Origin of the sequence: Pantoea sp. sgz302252, from assembly GCF_047713085.1 — a bacterium.
GTDB lineage: Bacteria > Pseudomonadota > Gammaproteobacteria > Enterobacterales > Enterobacteriaceae > Scandinavium.
In genome coordinates, this window is the sequence record NZ_JBLFJW010000032.1 from 14,369 (window position 1) to 29,099 (window position 14,731).

15 protein-coding genes and 1 tRNA gene are annotated in these 14,731 nt (G+C 52.8%); 8 read left to right on the top strand and 8 right to left on the bottom strand.

Features of this window, described 5'->3' with window-relative positions; translation table 11 throughout:
* Positions 1–14: 14 nt before the first annotated feature.
* The 3 genes from ACLW56_RS20135 (at position 15) to ACLW56_RS20145 (ending at position 2,231) form a co-directional block, all read left to right on the top strand.
* Positions 15–518 (top strand): TRAP transporter small permease, encoded by a 504-nt coding sequence (locus ACLW56_RS20135; protein ID WP_330985484.1) that lies wholly within the window; start codon positions 15–17, stop codon positions 516–518.
* Complete coding sequence (locus tag ACLW56_RS20140; RefSeq protein ID WP_330985485.1) at positions 518–1,819, top strand: TRAP transporter large permease subunit; 1,302 nt, start codon at positions 518–520, stop codon at positions 1,817–1,819. Before ACLW56_RS20135 ends, ACLW56_RS20140 begins: the two co-directional genes overlap by 1 nt.
* A gap of 73 nt (positions 1,820–1,892) precedes the next feature.
* Entirely contained in the window at positions 1,893–2,231 is a 339-nt protein-coding gene (locus ACLW56_RS20145; protein ID WP_330985486.1) for an endonuclease domain-containing protein, read from the top strand.
* 127 nt (positions 2,232–2,358) lie between these two features.
* On the opposite strand, the gene ACLW56_RS20150 is transcribed toward ACLW56_RS20145, so the two are convergent.
* The 3 genes from ACLW56_RS20150 to trmB are packed head-to-tail and all read right to left on the bottom strand — an operon-like array spanning position 2,359 to position 4,178.
* Complete coding sequence (locus ACLW56_RS20150) at positions 2,359–3,078, bottom strand: DUF2884 domain-containing protein (RefSeq protein WP_330985487.1); 720 nt, start codon at positions 3,076–3,078, stop codon at positions 2,359–2,361.
* Positions 3,079–3,132: 54 nt separating this feature from the next.
* Positions 3,133–3,459, bottom strand: a complete 327-nt coding sequence (locus ACLW56_RS20155; RefSeq protein WP_330985488.1) for a YggL family protein — start codon at positions 3,457–3,459, stop codon at positions 3,133–3,135.
* Positions 3,459–4,178 (bottom strand): tRNA (guanosine(46)-N7)-methyltransferase TrmB, encoded by a 720-nt coding sequence (gene trmB, locus ACLW56_RS20160; RefSeq protein WP_330985489.1) that lies wholly within the window; start codon positions 4,176–4,178, stop codon positions 3,459–3,461. The genes ACLW56_RS20155 and trmB overlap by 1 nt, the downstream gene beginning before the upstream one ends.
* A gap of 145 nt (positions 4,179–4,323) precedes the next feature.
* On the opposite strand from trmB, the gene mutY reads away from it, so the two are divergent.
* The 4 genes from mutY to ACLW56_RS20180 all read left to right on the top strand — a co-directional run bounded on the left by mutY (position 4,324) and on the right by ACLW56_RS20180 (position 8,369).
* Positions 4,324–5,376: an A/G-specific adenine glycosylase gene (gene mutY / locus ACLW56_RS20165; RefSeq protein WP_330985490.1), complete on the top strand. Its 1,053-nt coding sequence runs from the start codon at positions 4,324–4,326 to the stop codon at positions 5,374–5,376.
* A gap of 25 nt (positions 5,377–5,401) precedes the next feature.
* The gene (locus tag ACLW56_RS20170; RefSeq protein ID WP_330985491.1) at positions 5,402–5,677 is read left to right on the top strand and encodes an oxidative damage protection protein; all 276 of its coding nucleotides are present in this window, start codon (positions 5,402–5,404) and stop codon (positions 5,675–5,677) included.
* Between the two features lie 123 nt (positions 5,678–5,800).
* Positions 5,801–6,880 carry a membrane-bound lytic murein transglycosylase MltC gene (gene mltC, locus ACLW56_RS20175; RefSeq protein ID WP_330985492.1) on the top strand — a complete coding sequence of 360 codons (1,080 nt, stop codon included), beginning with the start codon at positions 5,801–5,803 and terminating at the stop codon, positions 6,878–6,880.
* 229 nt (positions 6,881–7,109) lie between these two features.
* A complete protein-coding gene (locus tag ACLW56_RS20180; RefSeq protein ID WP_330985493.1) occupies positions 7,110–8,369 on the top strand; it encodes a nucleoside permease in 1,260 nt (419 codons plus the stop codon).
* 86 nt (positions 8,370–8,455) lie between these two features.
* Here ACLW56_RS20180 and ACLW56_RS20185 read toward each other — a convergent pair whose 3' ends face one another.
* Positions 8,456–10,591, bottom strand: a complete 2,136-nt coding sequence (locus ACLW56_RS20185; protein WP_330985494.1) for an ornithine decarboxylase — start codon at positions 10,589–10,591, stop codon at positions 8,456–8,458.
* A 526-nt stretch (positions 10,592–11,117) separates the two neighbouring features.
* Between ACLW56_RS20185 and ACLW56_RS20190 the strand changes: the two genes are divergently transcribed.
* Positions 11,118–11,193 (top strand) — tRNA-Phe (locus tag ACLW56_RS20190).
* A gap of 188 nt (positions 11,194–11,381) precedes the next feature.
* Here ACLW56_RS20190 and ACLW56_RS20195 read toward each other — a convergent pair.
* The 4 genes from ACLW56_RS20195 to ACLW56_RS20210 form a co-directional block, all read right to left on the bottom strand.
* A complete protein-coding gene (locus tag ACLW56_RS20195) occupies positions 11,382–11,633 on the bottom strand; it encodes a hypothetical protein (RefSeq protein ID WP_330985495.1) in 252 nt (83 codons plus the stop codon).
* Positions 11,633–11,893, bottom strand: a complete 261-nt coding sequence (locus ACLW56_RS20200; protein WP_330985496.1) for a hypothetical protein — start codon at positions 11,891–11,893, stop codon at positions 11,633–11,635. The genes ACLW56_RS20195 and ACLW56_RS20200 overlap by 1 nt, the downstream gene beginning before the upstream one ends.
* 399 nt (positions 11,894–12,292) lie before the next feature.
* Positions 12,293–13,726: an amino acid permease gene (locus ACLW56_RS20205; RefSeq protein WP_415378021.1), complete on the bottom strand. Its 1,434-nt coding sequence runs from the start codon at positions 13,724–13,726 to the stop codon at positions 12,293–12,295.
* A gap of 463 nt (positions 13,727–14,189) precedes the next feature.
* Complete coding sequence (locus tag ACLW56_RS20210) at positions 14,190–14,450, bottom strand: DHCW motif cupin fold protein (protein WP_415378026.1); 261 nt, start codon at positions 14,448–14,450, stop codon at positions 14,190–14,192.
* Positions 14,451–14,731 lie beyond the last annotated feature (281 nt).

Here is a 14,731-nt window from a genome sequence, read left to right on the forward strand (position 1 = left end):
TTCAGGGAATAATCATGATGTTAAACCGCATTAAGCAAGGGGTGGATCGCACCATCGCGGCCTTTTCCGTGGCGGTCATGGTCGCACTCGTCATCTGCGTAGTGTGGCAAGTGTTCAGCCGCTATGTACTGAACCAGCCCAGCACGATAACGGATGAGCTGGCACGCTTTCTGATGATTTGGGTGGGGCTTCTCGGAGCGGCCTACACCGTGGGCGCGCAACGCCATCTCTCTATCGATCTCTTAGCGATGACCCTGAATGCACAGCGTCAGGCCATCCTCAGCGTGATCGTCAATCTGCTCATTTTCGCATTTTCTGGGCTGGTCATTGTCACCGGTGGGCTCAAGCTGATTGAGAAAACGCTGGCCACCGCGCAGGTTTCCGCAGCAATGCAAATCCCGATGGGTTATGTCTACTTCATCTTGCCGCTGTGTGGCTTCGTGATGATGTTTTACGCCCTGTTCTTTATTTATCAGGGCATTACTCGCCTGACTCATCCGCAGGAGGCCTCGCAATAATGGAAGCGTCAATTGCTCTGACCTTATTCGGTTGTTTCTTCGTGCTGGTCTTTATCGGCGTGCCTATTTCGTTCTCTATCGGCATCGCTACCGTCGCATCTATGTTGCTGATGTTCCCGTGGGATATCGCGGTCATCACAGTGTCTCAACGTCTGGCGAACGGCCTGGATAACTTTGCGCTGCTGGCTATCCCGTTCTTTATTTTTGCGGGCACGCTGATGAACAGCGGCGGAATAGCCATACGCCTCATCAACCTGGCGCAGGTGATGGTCGGCCGCGTACCCGGCTCGCTCGGGCATGTGAACGTGCTGGCGAATATGATGTTTGGCTCCATTTCAGGTTCTGCGGTAGCAGCAGCCGCCGCTGTTGGCGGCACGCTGAATCCTATTCAGACTAAAAAAGGCTACGACCCGGCGTTTTCAACAGCCGTTAACGTGTCGTCTTGCATCACTGGCTTGCTGATCCCACCTTCAAACGTACTGATTGTGTTCTCGCTGACTGCGGGCGGCGTTTCGGTCGCATCGTTGTTTATGGCGGGCTATCTGCCGGGCATTTTGATGGGTCTTGCCATCATGACGGTGTGCGCCATTATCGCTAAACGTCGCGGTTATCCGTTGTCTGAACGCCCAACCTGTGCACAGGCGGCGAAAGCGTTGCTGGATGCGCTGCCGAGCCTGCTTCTGGTCGTCATCGTGATGGGCGGCATTCTGGGCGGCATCTTTACCGCCACGGAAGCATCAGCCATTGCTGTGGTTTACACCTTTATCCTTTCGGTACTGATTTACCGTGAGGTGAAATGGCGAGACCTGCCAAAGCTTATTCTGGAATCGGTGGTGACCACGTCTATCGTTCTGCTGCTGATTGGTTTTTCGGTCGGCATGTCCTGGGCAATGACCAACGCCGATATCCCGTACATGATCAGCGACACGCTGATGGGGATCTCAGAAAATCCATTGATCATTCTGCTGCTGATTAACATCGTGCTGCTGATCGTGGGTATCTTTATGGATATGACGCCAGCAGTACTGATCTTCACCCCAATCTTCCTGCCGATTGCGCAAGAGCTGGGTATGGACCCGGTTCACTTCGGCATCATGATGGTGGCGAACCTGTGCATCGGCCTGCTGACGCCGCCTGTTGGCAGCGCGCTGTTTGTCGGCTGCTCGATTTCAGGGGTGAAAATCCAGCATTTGATCAAGCCGCTTCTGCCCTTCTACGCCGCCCTGCTGGTCGCGCTGATGCTCATCACCTACATCCCACAGATCTCACTGTTTATCCCGCAAGCATTGGGTCTGATGTAAAAATTCTGGAAGCTGGCTTCCCGTTTCCTCTTCTCACTCTGGCAGTGGTTTGATTTGCTGGCAGAGTGGGGAGATGGAAATCGCAAAACAACTTCGTACTAACCAAACACCAGAAGAACAGCAGCTATGGTATCTGCTGAGAGCAAAACGCTTTCATGGGTATAAGTTTCGACGACAGATGCCGATCGGCCCCTTTGTTGCGGACTTTGTCTGCTATCGCGCCAGATTGATTGTCGAACTCGACGGAGGGCAACACGCAGAAAATGCAGACTATGACAGGCAAAGGACGGCGTGGCTAAATGCCCGAGGGTGGGAAGTTTTACGCTTCTGGAATAATGAGTTGAGGGAGAATGAGGAGGGGGTATTGATGAAAATTCTGGAACACCTCACCGCTTGCTCCCCCTCTCCCTAGCCCTCTCCCCAAGGGAGAGGGGACTAAAATCAAGACCCTCTCCCCGCGGGATTAGGAGCCAAAGCCGTGGGCTGCTATTTCTCCCTCTCCCTGCGGGAGAGGGCCGGGGAGAGGGGCTGGCACGGAATTACTTCAAAGACCCCACCAGCGCTTTACGGCTGTCTTCCAGTGAAATGACTCGCCCGCACACGTCTTTACCGAACTTCTGGAAATCCGCTTCCTGGTTTTTCCATTCGTTCTGCACTGCGGTTTGCAAACCGCCCATGCTGCCGAGGATGTTTTGCAGCGGGTTACCGCCGCCTTTCAGTACCGCTTTCGAGCCCATTTCATTGATGCTGTCCTGCAACAATCCGCCCATCGCCTGATTCACCAGGTTCTGGCCGTCGGCTCGTACCTGCTCAACACCTTTGTAGTGGAACGTCAGGCCATCGGTACGGTGCTCAATGATGCGGTTCATCTGCTCTTTGAGCTGCGCGTCCAGTTTGGTCAGACGCCCATGCATGCTGCTGCTGGCTCCCACCTGCTCGGTGATGATTTTATCCAGCGCGGCACGGCTTTTGTCCACGCGGGAGCGGGCGCCTTCGTCAATCCATGGCAGCGCGCTGCGCAATTCGGCTTGATAATCTTTCGCCTGTTCGCGCTGGGCGGCACTCAGCGTGTACTGTTTGCCGTTGAACATCACGTTGCCGTCTGGGGTGATCACCAGATTGCCGTTTTCGCCTTTCACCTGCACGGTTTGCGGGTTGAGGATCACATCGTCACGCGGGGTGACGCTGCACTGATAATCCGCCTGTGCGGCGAAAGCCGTAATGGAGAGGGCCGCCGCCAGCAACGTTTTGCGCATCATAGAAACTCCTGTAAAGACAAAACGGGCCAGCGATTGCTGGCCCTTTATAGCGACTTAGTCCCACCAGACGTCGAAAAGTTCGCTGGTGCGTACCTCTTCAAGCTTCTGCTCTTCCAGCCATTTACGCACAATGGCCTGGTGCTCTTCGGTACATTTGCCGGTTTCCTGCAGGCAAATCAGACCTTCCCAGGCCAGATAGCCACTGCCATCAAACGCCAGCTTGTTTGGCTCGATCACTTCATCAATAAAGCGGTCGACGGTTTTGTCGATTTGCTCAACGTCAGTCCCTTCCGGGAAACGCCATGCAACAGAGAACCCCACTTCCTGGAATTCGTCGATGTGCATTTTTTTACGCAGACGACGGCTACGGTTTTTCGCCATTATTTCACCCTCTCGAACATTAAGTCCCATACGCCGTGACCAAGACGATGGCCACGTTGTTCAAATTTGGTTACCGGACGCGATTCCGGACGCGGAACATAGTCGTTGCTCTCGGAGACATTTTTATACCCTTCGAGCGAGGACATCACTTCCAGCATATGTTCCGCATAAGGTTCCCAGTCGGTCGCCATGTGGAAAACACCACCCAGCTTCAGCTTAGCTTTCACCAGTTCGGCAAACGGCGCCTGAACGATACGGCGCTTATTATGACGTGCTTTGTGCCATGGGTCAGGGAAAAACAGCTGCACCATGTTCAAAGAATTGTCAGGAATCATTTTGTGCAGCACTTCCACCGCGTCGTGGCACATCACGCGCAGGTTTTCCACGCCCTCTTCGTGCGCAGAAGCGAGGCAAGCGCCCACGCCCGGGGAATGCACTTCGATGCCTAAGAAATTCTGTTCAGGCCTGGCTTTCGCCATGGTGACCAGCGATGCGCCCATGCCGAAACCGATTTCCAGCGTAGTCGGGGCTTCGCGACCGAACAGGCCGACAAAGTCGACCGGCGCTTCGCTGAACTCAACGCCCATCACCGGCCAATAGTTATCCAGCGCATGCTGCTGCCCTTTGGTCAGGCGGCCCTGGCGGCGGACAAAGCTGCGAATACGGCGCAACGGGCGGCCGTTTTCATCAAATTCCGGTGAAATGACGTCGTTGTTCATAAAAATTCAGTCTACCTGATGAGTATTTAAGGAAACGGGCATTATCCAAAGTTAATGAGAGGATGCAAGCATGGGAAAGATCCGGTTTACAGCGAGGCTGTCGCTGTGCTGCAATCTGCGTCCCTGATACAGCGAATCGGTAACCATGCAAGCCTCTCAATTTTCAGCCCAGGTACTGGACTGGTACGACAAATATGGGCGTAAGACCCTGCCCTGGCAAACAGAAAAAACGCCGTACAAAGTATGGCTCTCTGAGGTGATGCTGCAACAGACGCAGGTGGCGACGGTCATTCCCTATTTTGAACGCTTTATGGCGCGCTTTCCGACAGTCACCGATTTAGCCAATGCCCCGCTTGATGAAGTCCTTCATCTGTGGACAGGCCTTGGCTATTACGCTCGTGCGCGCAATCTGCATAAAGCCGCTCAACAGGTTGCCACGCTTCACCAAGGCAAATTCCCTGAAACGTTTGAAGAAGTTGCCGATTTACCGGGCGTTGGCCGCTCTACGGCGGGCGCCATCCTTTCGCTTTCTTTAGGCAAACATTTCCCGATCCTCGACGGTAACGTGAAGCGCGTTTTAGCACGCTGCTACGCTGTCGACGGTTGGCCGGGCAAGAAAGACGTGGAAAAGCGCCTGTGGTCAATCAGCGAAGATGTCACGCCCGCGAAAGGCGTGGAGCGTTTTAACCAGGCGATGATGGACCTGGGCGCGATGGTCTGTATGCGCTCGAAACCGAAATGCGAACTCTGCCCTTTAAACACCGGTTGTGTGGCCTATGCCCATCACAGCTGGGCGCAGTATCCCGGCAAAAAACCGAAACAGACGCTGCCTGAACGCGAAGGTTATTTCCTTATCATGCAGCACGATAACGAAGTGCTTTTACTTCAGCGTCCACCAAGTGGCCTGTGGGGCGGCCTGTTCTGTTTTCCACAGTTCGCCTCAGAGGCAGAATTACGTGAATGGCTGGCTGCGCGTCAGATAAAAGCCGACAAGCTCGAACAGCAAACCGCCTTCCGCCATACCTTCAGCCATTTCCATCTGGATATTGTGCCAATGTGGCTCAGCGTGCAGTCTGTTGGCGCATGCATGGATGAAGGCAACGCTCTCTGGTATAACTTAGCCCAGCCACCGTCCGTGGGGCTTGCCGCTCCCGTTGAACGCCTGTTACAGCAGTTACGCGCCGGCGCTCTGGTTTGAGCGACGGCCTAAAAGAGGAAGAGTCATGAGCAGAACCATTTTTTGTACCTACCTGCAGCGCGATGCCGAAGGTCAGGACTTCCAGCTTTACCCGGGCGAGCTCGGCAAACGCATCTATAACGAAATCTCGAAAGATGCCTGGGCGCAATGGCAGCACAAGCAAACCATGCTGATTAACGAGAAAAAACTCAACATGATGAATCCGGAGCACCGCAAACTGCTGGAGCAGGAGATGATCAACTTCCTGTTTGAAGGCAAAGACGTGCATATCGAAGGCTATACGCCGCCGGAAAAACAGTAAGGCAGGATTGCCCGGCGGCACTTCGTTTGCGCGGGCCTACGTTATCGCTGTAGGCCGGGTAAGCGTAGCGCCACCCGGCATTGCCGATGCATTTATCACAACACCACAAGCACTCCCGGAATGATGAAAAAATATTTAGCGCTAGCCCTGATTGCGCCGTTGCTCATTTCGTGTTCAGGCTCTAAAAAAAACGATACCTATAACGAGGCCTGGGTAAAGGACACCAACGGTTTTGACATCCTGATGGGCCAGTTCGCCCACAACATCGAAAATATCTGGGGGTACAACGAAGTTTTGGTCGCAGGGCCGAAGGACTACGTGAAGTATTCCGATCAGTATTACACCCGTAGCCACATCAACTTTGACGAAGGCACGATCACCTTCGAAACCATCGCCGGAACCGATCCTGCCGGCCGCCTGCGTCAGACGATCATCAAAACGCTGTTGATGGGCGACGATCCAGGCTCGGTCGATCTCTATTCCGATGCCGATGACATCCAGATTTCCAAAGAGCCGTTCTTGTACGGGCAGGTGGTGGATAACACCGGACAGCCGATTCGCTGGCAAGGCCGCGCATCGAACTACGCTGACTGGCTGCTGCAAAACCGCCTGAAAAGCCGCAATAACGGGCTGCACATTATCTACAGCGTGACCATTAACCTGGTGCCGAATCACCTCGACAAACGTGCGCATAAATACATTGGCATGGTGCGTCAGGCTTCGCGTAAGTATGGCGTGGATGAATCCCTGATTCTGGCCATTATGCAGACTGAATCTTCCTTTAACCCTTACGCCGTCAGCAACGCCGACGCTCTGGGCCTGATGCAGGTGGTTCAACATTCTGCCGGGAAGGATGTGTTCAAAGCACAGGGTAAATCTGGTACGCCAAGCCGCAGCTTCCTGTTTGATCCGGCCAGTAACATCGATACCGGCACCGCCTATCTGGCCATGTTGAGCAACGTTTATTTGGGCGGCATTGATAACCCAACCTCACGTCGCTATGCGGTGATAACGGCGTATAACGGCGGGGCGGGCAGCGTACTTCGCGTCTTCTCAAGCGATAAAGTGCAGGCGGCGGCTATCATCAACAGCATGGCGCCGGGCGATGTCTATCAGACGTTAACGACTCGCCATCCATCAGCCGAATCCCGTCGTTATCTCTATAAGGTCAACTCTGCGCAGAAAAGCTATCGTCGCAAGTAAAACTTCCCTAACTCAGGCTCGATTCCGGGCCTGAGTCCTCTCCGCTTGCCTCTTCGTCATACGAAAATGTTATTTGCGTCACTAAACTGCTCTGCAAAAGAATAATCATTGCATTTTCTTGCGGCAGCTAACAAAACGCCAGACGTCTCACCGCTAGAATCGCCTCAAATCATCGCCATGAATGTTTTAATAACAACATAACCCCCAATGCCTTTGTGAGAAAATTAACATGAACCTTAAGCTGCAGCTCAAAATCTTGTCGTTTCTGCAATTCTGTCTGTGGGGGAGCTGGCTGACGACGCTGGGCTCGTATATGTTCGTCACCCTGAAATTCGACGGGGCGGATATCGGTGCCGTATACAGTTCGTTGGGGATTGCAGCCGTCTTGATGCCAACGCTGCTCGGGATCGTGGCAGATAAGTGGATCAGCGCCAAATGGGTCTACATGCTGTGCCATTTAGTCGGAGCAGGCACACTGTTTATGGCGGCAGAAGTGACCACGCCGGGCGCAATGTTTATCATTATTTTGCTCAACTCGCTGGCCTACATGCCTACGCTTGGGCTCATCAACACCATTTCCTACTATCGCCTGAAATCGGAAGGGATGGACATCGTCACTGACTTCCCGCCGATTCGTATCTGGGGCACCATCGGCTTTATCATTGCGATGTGGGCTGTGAGCTTTGCTGGTTTCGAATTAAGCCACATGCAGCTTTACATCGGCGCGGCGCTGTCCGTGGTACTGGCGCTGTTTACCCTGACGCTGCCGCACATTCCGGTATCGAACCAGCAGGCGAAACAGAGCTGGAGCAGCATGCTGGGTCTGGACGCTTTCGCGCTGTTCAAAAACAAACGCATGGCCATTTTCTTTATTTTCTCGATGATGCTGGGCGCGGAGCTGCAAATCACCAACATGTTCGGCAACACCTTCCTGCACAGCTTCGATAAAGATCCGCTGTTTGCCAGCAGCTTTATCGTGCAGCACGCCTCGGTGATGATGTCGATTTCGCAGATTTCCGAAACGCTGTTCATTCTGACTATCCCGTTCTTCCTGAGCCGTTACGGTATTAAGAACGTGATGCTTATCAGTATCTTCGCATGGATGTTGCGCTTTGGCCTGTTCGCCTATGGCGACCCAACGCCGTTTGGCACCGTGCTGCTGGTGCTGTCGATGATTGTCTACGGCTGTGCGTTCGACTTCTTCAACATTTCCGGTTCCGTGTTTGTGGAAAAAGAAGTGAAGCCAGAAATTCGTGCCAGCGCGCAGGGCATGTTCCTGATGATGACCAACGGTTTCGGCTGTATTCTCGGCGGGATTGCGAGCGGTAAAGTGGTGGAGATGTACACCGTTAACGGCATCACTGACTGGCAGAACGTGTGGCTGATTTTCGCGGCTTACTCACTAGTACTGGCTTTCGCGTTCGTTGCACTGTTTAAGTACAAACACGTGCGTGTACCTGCGGGTGCGCAGCAAGCGGTGACTCACTAATCCCCTTCAACTGCCCGGCGGCGCTAAGCTTGCCGGGCCTACAAAACCGTAGGCCTGATAAGAAGCGCCAGCGCCGCCATCAGGCATTACTTCAGCACATATCCGTACAATCGCTTAATCCCATCCGCATCCTTTTCGCTATACACGCCCTGTAACTCCGGGGAGAAGCCTGGCAGCAGATTCACGCCCTCTTCCAGTGCGAGGAAATAGCGCTGCACCGCTCCGCCCCAGATTTCCCCCGGCACCACACAGAGCACACCCGGCGGATAAGGCAGCGCGCCTTCCGCCGCAATGCGCCCTTCTGCTTCACTCAGTCGCACCAGCTCCACATTACCACGGATAAACTCCATATTGGCATCCTGAGGATTCATCACCACCGCCGGGAAGCTGGCTTTGCGGAACATCGCCTTCTGCAAATCCTTCACGTCGAAGCTGACGTACAGGTCATGCATCTCCTGGCAAAGCTGACGAAGGGTGTAATCGCGATAACGCACCGGATATTTGTTGTAGACGGACGGCAACACGTCGGCCAGCGGCGTGTCGTCTTCGATATGCTGTTCGAACTGGCCCAGCATCGCCACCAGTTGCGCCAGCTTCTCTGAGCTTTCTGCCGGGGTCAGCAGGAACAGAATCGAGTTGAGATCGCACTTTTCAGGCACGATGCCATTCTCACGCAGGTAATGCGCCAGAATGGTGGCCGGAATGCCAAACTCGCTGTATTCGCCCGTATCGGCGTTGATCCCCGACGTGGTCAGCAGCAGTTTGCAGGGATCGACAAAATACTGATCCTGCGCGTACCCTTCAAAACCGTGCCAACGATCGCCCGGCCCGAAGCTGAAAAAGCGTCGATCGCTGGCAATGGTCTGTGTCGCATGATCCTGCCATGGCCGCCCCGCCACCACCGGCGGAATAAACGGTTTGATCATCTTACAATTGGCGATAATGGCCTTGCGCGCTTCAATCCCGAGCGTCACACAATCCGCCCACAGGCGACGGCCGCTTTCACCTTCGTGGATCTTGGCGTTCACATCAAGGGCTGCAAAAAGTGGATAGAACGGGCTGGTCGAAGCATGCAGCATGTAGGCATTATTCAGACGCTTATAAGGGCAAAAACGCGCCTGGCCGCGAATGTGATCGTCCTTTTTGTGGATCTGCGAAGTCTGCGAGAAACCGGCCTGCTGTTTATGGACCGACTGAGTGACGAAGATCCCCGGATCGTTTTCGTTGAGATCGAGCAGCAGCGGCGAGCAATCTGCCATCATCGGAATAAATTGCTCGTAGCCGACCCAGGCGGAATCAAACAGGATGTAGTCGCACAGGTGGCCAATTTTGTCGATCACCTGCCGGGCGTTGTAAATCGTGCCGTCGTAAGTGCCAAGCTGAATCACCGCTAAACGGAAGGGGCGAGCTTCATTTGCACGCTCAGGCGCAACTTCGCGGATCAATTCGCGCAGGTATTTGTCGTCAAAGCAGTGTTCATCAATACCGCCAATAAACCCGAAAGGATTGCGCGCTGCTTCCAGATAAACAGGCGTCGCCCCGGCCTGAATCAATGCGCCATGGTGATTCGATTTATGGTTGTTACGGTCGAACAACACCAGGTCGCCGCGCGTCAGTAACGCATTCGTCACGACCTTATTTGCCGCAGAAGTTCCGTTCAGCACAAACCAGGTTTTATCGGCGTTGAAGACCTTCGCGGCAAATTTTTGCGCTCGCCTGGCGGCACCTTCGTGAATGAGCAAATCGCCCAGTTTTACGTCCGCATTGCACATATCGGCGCGGAAAATATTCTCACCAAAGAAATCATAAAACTGACGGCCCGCCGGGTGCTTTTTGAAGAACTCACCATGCTGATGCCCAGGACAGGCAAAAGTAGCATTGCCCATCTCAACGTACTGAGTCAGCGTGTCAAAAAACGGCGGTAGCAGATTTTCTTCGTAACGGACAGCAGCAGCTTCAACTTCAAGCCACTGCTGGACGTTGCCGTTGATCACCGCAGCCACCCCTTCAGGGGTTTCAAACTCTTCGTCGGAAAAAACAAAGACCGGTAAATGAAAACCGGTGCGTTTAAGCAAAGCCAGAATGCCGCTGCGGCTGTCGGCGAGACTGATGACGACTGCCGCCACATCGGTAAAATCAGTCCTGTCCAACGCGACAACACGACGGTGCGTAGAAAGGCGTGAGACAAGTTCGAGGCTTGCGGCAATGTGCATTGATTTCATAAGCGCGACTACCCAAATCGGGAGAGTAAAAGGCCCGGACGCGGTAAACACCACGCCCATAAACTGTCAGGGTCCGACTGGTAACCAGCTCCGACCGCCAGACATCAGTAAAAGCAGAAGCACTCTGATTTTACTGCTGTCCTGCAGTGAGCGTACGCTTGCCTCACCGCATGGTGAGCATAGAGGATTCAGCAGAATGACGGGGAAACCGTTGCGGATGAGCAATGCGGTAATGGCAACATTGAGTGAATAAAACCATTCAGGCGCCCCCGAAAGAAGAAGGAGAAAATTCGCGCAATGATTACACCTTTCGCCAGAGCGTGCAACCCATGACAGGCGTTTACGGCCCTGTCCTCGCAGAGAACGCGAGAACATATCAATGCAGGCAAATCACATAAAACGTCATAACACAGCGCGCTAAAATAAAACAAGAATCGACCAGAATGGTGAGAGAATGCGCACTCCGTAGCGAAATTAACAAATTTCGTTGACGAGTCCGGCTGAATTTAGTTTAATGCGGCCCGTTGCCCGGATAGCTCAGTCGGTAGAGCAGGGGATTGAAAATCCCCGTGTCCTTGGTTCGATTCCGAGTCCGGGCACCACTATTCTAAAGAACCCGCTCACAAGGCGGGTTTTTGCTTTTTAGGGTTCCGGTAGATTTCTGGGTGTTCAAGTCACAGATGCCCGCTGCTTTACCCCTTGTGCCCCACTCGAGCATTTCCCTTTAGCGACTCCCTGCCCTTCCGGTCACAGTGTCGTTGTCTGTTCGGCTTCAAACGGTCAATAAACACTATTTCCAACTTGTATGCCTATCCCAACGTCGCCGGGGTTCTTGCCAAGCTCCCTGCCACAGATCAAAACGTGTGAGTTGTTCAAGTTTTTTTAGAACGGCAGCCTCACCTGCGGATAAGAGATTGTGCTCCGAAATGGAAATACCGAAAAGGCCTTCATCTACCGGAAATATTTCACATTCTGATGTCAGCGTTCCTAATGCTTTTTCTATCTTGTTACGTTCTGCTTTGATAAGTAACTGAAGTCCCATCAGCTTTTAAACTCCACAATTGCTACCTGCTCAAGCGCTTGCCTGACCTGGGCCTGAACCTGGTTAGGGATGGATTGCCCTCTGATATCATAGACGACCCGGCAAGTTTGAATGTGCGGTGGCAACTGCGATAGTCCCCAGCATATTCTGGCAATATTGTACGCAATACTGAGTTTTATCGATTCCGGAGATTCAAGACTGTGGTTGGCAACTAGTAAAAACTCGCCGCGTTCTTCATTTATAAACTCCGGGGTAAACATTACGCCTCCCTTTCATTGTCTTCGCCAACTTCTGGCAATTGAATTTTTTTCATCAGTGCGTCATTTTAGCAGGAATCCTGTTCGAGCCACGATGTCCGCTTCTCGCTGTGAGTTCAACCGATGGACGCAACACACTCGCTTACGATAACTGCATCGTGGTTCAAACATAAATCTAAAGCAAACATCGCATAACCGGCAAACGTTAGCAGACAAAAATGACATTCAGGCAATATCTATTGCCTGAATGTATCGGCCTTCAGCAGCCAGGGAGCGAGGTGTTTACCGATGAAAATGTTCAGCTTTTCAGCCCCTGTTCGCAGAACACATTCGATGTGGACCATTAAAAATCGACAAAACCCCTCGCGGAAGCAGGCCGACTGGCCACTCGCCATTGGTTATTTATCCGCGCTGTTGGCCCTGCCGGCTTTGCGCACCGATATTAAATTTCTGCGCAATCATGCCCATTACCACGATAATCGTTGCAAGCAGCAGGGTGTACACCACCTCGTTAAAATAGGTTCCTTCCCAGATCATGACGATGAACGCGCCGATGATCAAAACGATCACTGCGTAGGTCAGCCATGGAAACAACCAGACCCGGAGCCGGATGTGCTTACCCTCCGCTTCAAGCTTGCGTCGCATGCGCAATTGGGAAAAGGCGATAACCAGGTACACCAGCAGAGCGATAGTCCCGGTGGCCTGCATCAGCACATCATAGACATCCATCCACTTCAGGGCAGAAAGAACGACGGCCAGCAGAGCAAAAAAGCTGGAGACCAGCACCCCTACCCACGGCGTGCCAGTGGTCCTGCCGGTAATTTGCATGACCCGATGGGCATCACCCCGGCGGGCCATGGAGTGGAGCATCCGTGAAGTGGTGTACAACGCCGAGTTGAAGCAACTACAGACAGAAGTGAGAACGATAAAATTAACAACCAGGCCCGTATAGGGGATCCCTAATGCGTCGAGGGCAACACGGTAAGAGCCCCAGGTGGAATCGCCCAGACGAGGATCGTTCCACGGAACCAGGGCAACCACGATAAAGATGGATCCGATATAGAACAGACAGACACGCCAGATGACGGACTTGGTGGTTTTGATGATTTCCTTGTCGGGGTTAGCTGACTCAGTTGCTGCAACGGTGACGATTTCTGCACCGAGGAAAGCGAACATCACCCCCAGCAGGGCAACCACCACCGACTTGCCGCCATTAGGAATAAACCCGCCGGTTGAGGTGAGGTGCGACCATCCAGAGGTATTACCCCACGGCCACAGGTGAACAATCGCAAGGCTCCCTAACAAGATAAAGAGGACGATCGCCACCACTTTAATCAATGCGAACCAGAACTCGAACTCACCGTAGCTACGCACATTCATAAAATTCACAGCAATGAGCGAAAGTGTAACAATCAGAGCAAAACCCCATCCCGGCCCCATCGGGAACCAGCTGTGCAGGATAGTGCCAGCAACATAAGCCTCCCAACCCATCAGCAGCGCCCAGAAATACCAGTAGAGCCAACCGATAGTAAAACCGGCCCAGCGACCAATCGCTCGATCCGCGTAGGTGGCAAAAGAGCCCGTATCAGGCTGGGCAACGGCCATTTCACCGAGCATCCTCATCACCAGTACCACCAGAATCCCGCCTCCCAGGTAGGCGAGAATAGCGGCCGGTCCGGCGAGAGCGATAGTTTTACCGGAACCGACAAACAGGGCGCCACCAATCACACCGGCAATCGACATCATGGTCAGGTGGCGGGATTTAAGGCCGCCTTTTAACTCCCGGTTTGGCGCAGTATGTTCTTGCCAGGTATTTAATTCGTCTACATTGCTCAAAATGACAGGTTCCTTTGTGGGAAATCAGTACCGAGAATGAGAGGGATATCAGGTAGCTACGCCGAACCGTGCCTCATCAGTTATGCCGCGGATTGTTGTTAGCATTTTTACAACAAGGCCTAGTTTTACTTCCCAGGAAACCCTGCAATCGAGTACCAATTTTGAATAAATGAAGGATCCAATTATGTTTTTTGGTGTTTGATCGCGTTCAGTAACTGACAGAAGGTCTGTTTGATGAATCTTTGGTAATAACCTGTTATTTCTGATGACTGGGGCATATTCAGGTCAAGGTGACTTGATTTTATATATCAGGCACTGAGCCATTTATCCCTGGTATCGCAAGGCCGCATTGAAGCGCTACATATACAGAACTTCCGCTCTTCGCTCACAGCGGACCGTCACTTCAGTCCGATGGTCCGCTCCGTGCCAAGGGCGGACGTAGCAAGCAATAACGACGAATACATCAGTCCACAATAAAGAGTTTTGCTCCTGTCGCTGTTCTGGACTGATGTGGTTCTGCGTTATCACCAACCTGATAACTCATCCCCGCACTTAAAGTGAATGTACGGCCATCTGCGAGCAGTGTTTCGAGTTCTCCCTCTATGCAGAAAAGAACATGGCCTTTACTGCACCAATGATCCGCAAGGTAGCCTGGGGTATATTCAACCATTCGCACACGTATTTGGTTCGGCTTGTGACCAAAAAGTGATCCTACCCACGTAATGTGGACCTGGCTCCATACATAGCCAAGCCCCTATTCGCTAAAACGCCTTTTTCGTGATAACCATCACAAAAATAAAGCGATTTTTTATGGGGGCTTTAGTGGGGGCGCTGTTTGGTTATTTCTTCAATAAAACCAATAATAAACAGCATGTTAATCATGGATATGATTCCGAGTCCGCACCAAATTCAGTATCAACGGACGTCGCCTGACGTCCGTTTTTCGTTGTGCACAGAAAAATCGGGGCTGACCATTTTTTCAGCCCCGATATTGACCAGACACTC